We start from the raw sequence: 2,374 nt of genomic DNA, 5'->3' as shown, positions 1-2,374 counted from the left end.
AGCGCACTGCCGGTGCGGCTGCAGTCGGGCTATGACTTGAAGTGAATAGGGCAACACTGGCCTATTGATTGCATCAGCAGGACGGAATGAGCTTGATCCGATGACCCCGATCATATCAGCTGATCGCATCGGCTCAGTCCCGAGCTAACCCTTTCTGGACACCCCCGTGAACTACACCTGGAACTGGCACATCTTCCTGGAGCCCAACCCGACCGGGGCCGGCACCTATTTCGACATGCTGCTGGCGGGGCTGAAGGTCACGATCGTGACCTCGCTGTCGGCCTGGGTGATCGCGCTGATCTTCGGCACGATCGTCGGCATCCTGCGCTCGCTGCCGTCCAAGCTCGCGACCTGGATCGGCTTTCTCTACGTCGAGTTCTTCCGCAACATGCCGCTGCTGGTGCAGCTGTTCCTGTGGTTCTTCGTGCTGCCGGAGCTGTTGCCGCGCGCCGCCGGCCTGTGGCTGAAGCAGATGCCGAATGCGCCGTTCTTTACGGCCGCGGTCGGCATCGGCCTGTTCATGTCGGCGCGCGTCGCGGTGCAGCTGGCGGCCGGTATCGGATCGCTGCCGCGCGGACAGAAGATGGCCGCGACCGCGCTCGGGCTGACCACCTTGCAGGTCTATCGCTATGTGCTGCTGCCGATGGCCTTCCGCATCATCCTGCCGCCGCTGACGTCGGAATTCCTCAACACCGTCAAGAACAGCGCGGTGGCCATCACCATCGGCCTGATCGAGCTGACGGGCGCGGCGCGCGCGATGCAGGAATTCTCCTTCCAGGTGTTCGAGGCGTTCAGCGCGGCGACCCTGATGTATCTCGTCATCAACATCATCGTCGTGATCGGCATGCGTCTCCTGGAGCGCGCGGTGGCGATCCCTGGCTACATCACGGGCAAATGAGATGCTGGCCAATTTCGACTTCGACGTCATCCGCCGCTCGCTGAGCTACCTGTTCATCGACGGCATGACCTTCACCCTGACGCTGACGGCGCTGTCGGCGTTCGGTGGCCTCGTGTTCGGCACCTTGATCGCGCTGATGCGGCTGTCCGGCTATCGCGTGATGGGCTGGATCGCCGGGCTCTATGTCGACTTCATGCGCTCGCTGCCGCTGGTGCTCGTCATCTTCTGGTTCTACTTCCTCGTCCCCTATATCGGGCAATGGATCACCGGCTCATCGCGGCCGATCAAGGTCGGCGCCTTCGCCTCGTCGCTGATCACCTTCATCATGTTCGAGGCGGCGTATTTCTCCGAGATCATGCGCGCCGGCATCCAGTCGATCTCGCGCGGACAGCCGGCAGCCGCCTCCGCGCTCGGCCTGACCTATGCGCAGACCATGCGCTACGTCGTGCTGCCGCAGGCCTTCCGCAACATGCTGCCGGTGCTGCTGACGCAGACCATCGTGCTGTTCCAGGACACCTCGCTGGTCTACGTGCTCTCGATCCCGGACTTCCTCGGCGCCGCCTCCAAGGTCGCGCAGCGCGACGGCCGCCTGGTCGAGATGTACCTGTTCGCGGCCCTCGTCTACTTCACCATCTCCTGCATCGCGTCCTACGGCGTCCGCCGCCTGCAGTCGCGCATCGCCATCATCAGGTAGTCGGCTCCCATGATCGAAATCAGCCACGTCAACAAATGGTACAGCCCGACCTTCCAGGTGCTGAAGGACTGCACCACCTCCGTCGCGAAGGGCGAGGTCGTGGTGGTCTGCGGTCCCTCCGGCTCGGGCAAGTCGACGCTGATCAAATGCGTCAACGCGCTGGAGCCGTTCCAGGACGGCACGATCACCATCGACGGCCTCAAGGTCAACGACCCCAAGACCAATTTGCCGAAGCTGCGCTCGCGCGTCGGCATGGTGTTCCAGCATTTCGAGCTGTTTCCGCATTTGACGATCATCGAGAATCTCCGCCTGGCGCAACAGAAGGTGCTGGGCCGCGGCCAGGAGGAAGCGACGGCCAAGGGCATGAAGCTGCTGGAGCGCGTCGGCCTCAAGGAGCAGGCGCAGAAGTTTCCGGCGCAGCTCTCCGGCGGCCAGCAGCAGCGCGTCGCGATTGCGCGTGCGCTCGCCATGGATCCGATCGCGATGCTGTTCGACGAGCCGACCTCGGCGCTCGATCCGGAGATGATCAGCGAGGTGCTCGACGTCATGGTCGACCTCGCCCGCGAGGGCATGACCATGATGGTGGTCACCCATGAGATGGGCTTTGCCAAGAAGGTCGCCCACCGCGTCATCTTCATGGACCGCGGCGAGATCGTCGAGGATGCCAAGAAGGAGGAGTTCTTCGGCCAGCCCCGCAGCGAGCGCACGCAGCAGTTCTTGTCGAAGATCCTGTCGCATTGACAGCGTCCGTCATTCCGGGGGCGCCCGCNGGGCGAACCCGG

Annotated in this window: 3 protein-coding genes; all 3 read left to right on the top strand. The window is 63.6% G+C overall.

Annotated elements, in window-relative coordinates:
• Window positions 1–166 precede the first annotated feature (166 nt).
• The 3 genes from BRAS3809_RS28170 to BRAS3809_RS28160 are packed head-to-tail and all read left to right on the top strand — an operon-like array spanning window position 167 to window position 2,333.
• On the top strand, window positions 167–898 hold the full coding sequence (locus BRAS3809_RS28170) for an amino acid ABC transporter permease (RefSeq protein WP_008965410.1): 732 nt from the start codon (window positions 167–169) through the stop codon (window positions 896–898).
• Window position 899: 1 nt separating this feature from the next.
• Entirely contained in the window at window positions 900–1,592 is a 693-nt protein-coding gene (locus BRAS3809_RS28165) for an amino acid ABC transporter permease (RefSeq protein WP_008965409.1), read from the top strand.
• Window positions 1,593–1,601: 9 nt separating this feature from the next.
• Window positions 1,602–2,333 (top strand): amino acid ABC transporter ATP-binding protein, encoded by a 732-nt coding sequence (locus BRAS3809_RS28160; RefSeq protein WP_008965408.1) that lies wholly within the window; start codon window positions 1,602–1,604, stop codon window positions 2,331–2,333.
• The last annotated feature ends 41 nt before the right edge of the window (window positions 2,334–2,374 follow it).

Origin of the sequence: Bradyrhizobium sp. STM 3809 (assembly GCF_000239795.1) — a bacterium.
In the GTDB taxonomy this organism is placed as follows: domain Bacteria; phylum Pseudomonadota; class Alphaproteobacteria; order Rhizobiales; family Xanthobacteraceae; genus Bradyrhizobium.
This window is presented reverse-complemented; position numbering and strand designations above follow the sequence as displayed.

What these genes read in the sequence shown, in the direction of transcription:
- BRAS3809_RS28165 (WP_008965409.1), top strand. Translation starts at nt 900, where the DNA reads ATGCTGGCCAATTTCGACTTCGACGTCATCCGCCGCTCGCTGAGCTAC.
- BRAS3809_RS28160 (WP_008965408.1), top strand. Translation starts at nt 1,602, where the DNA reads ATGATCGAAATCAGCCACGTCAACAAATGGTACAGCCCGACCTTCCAG.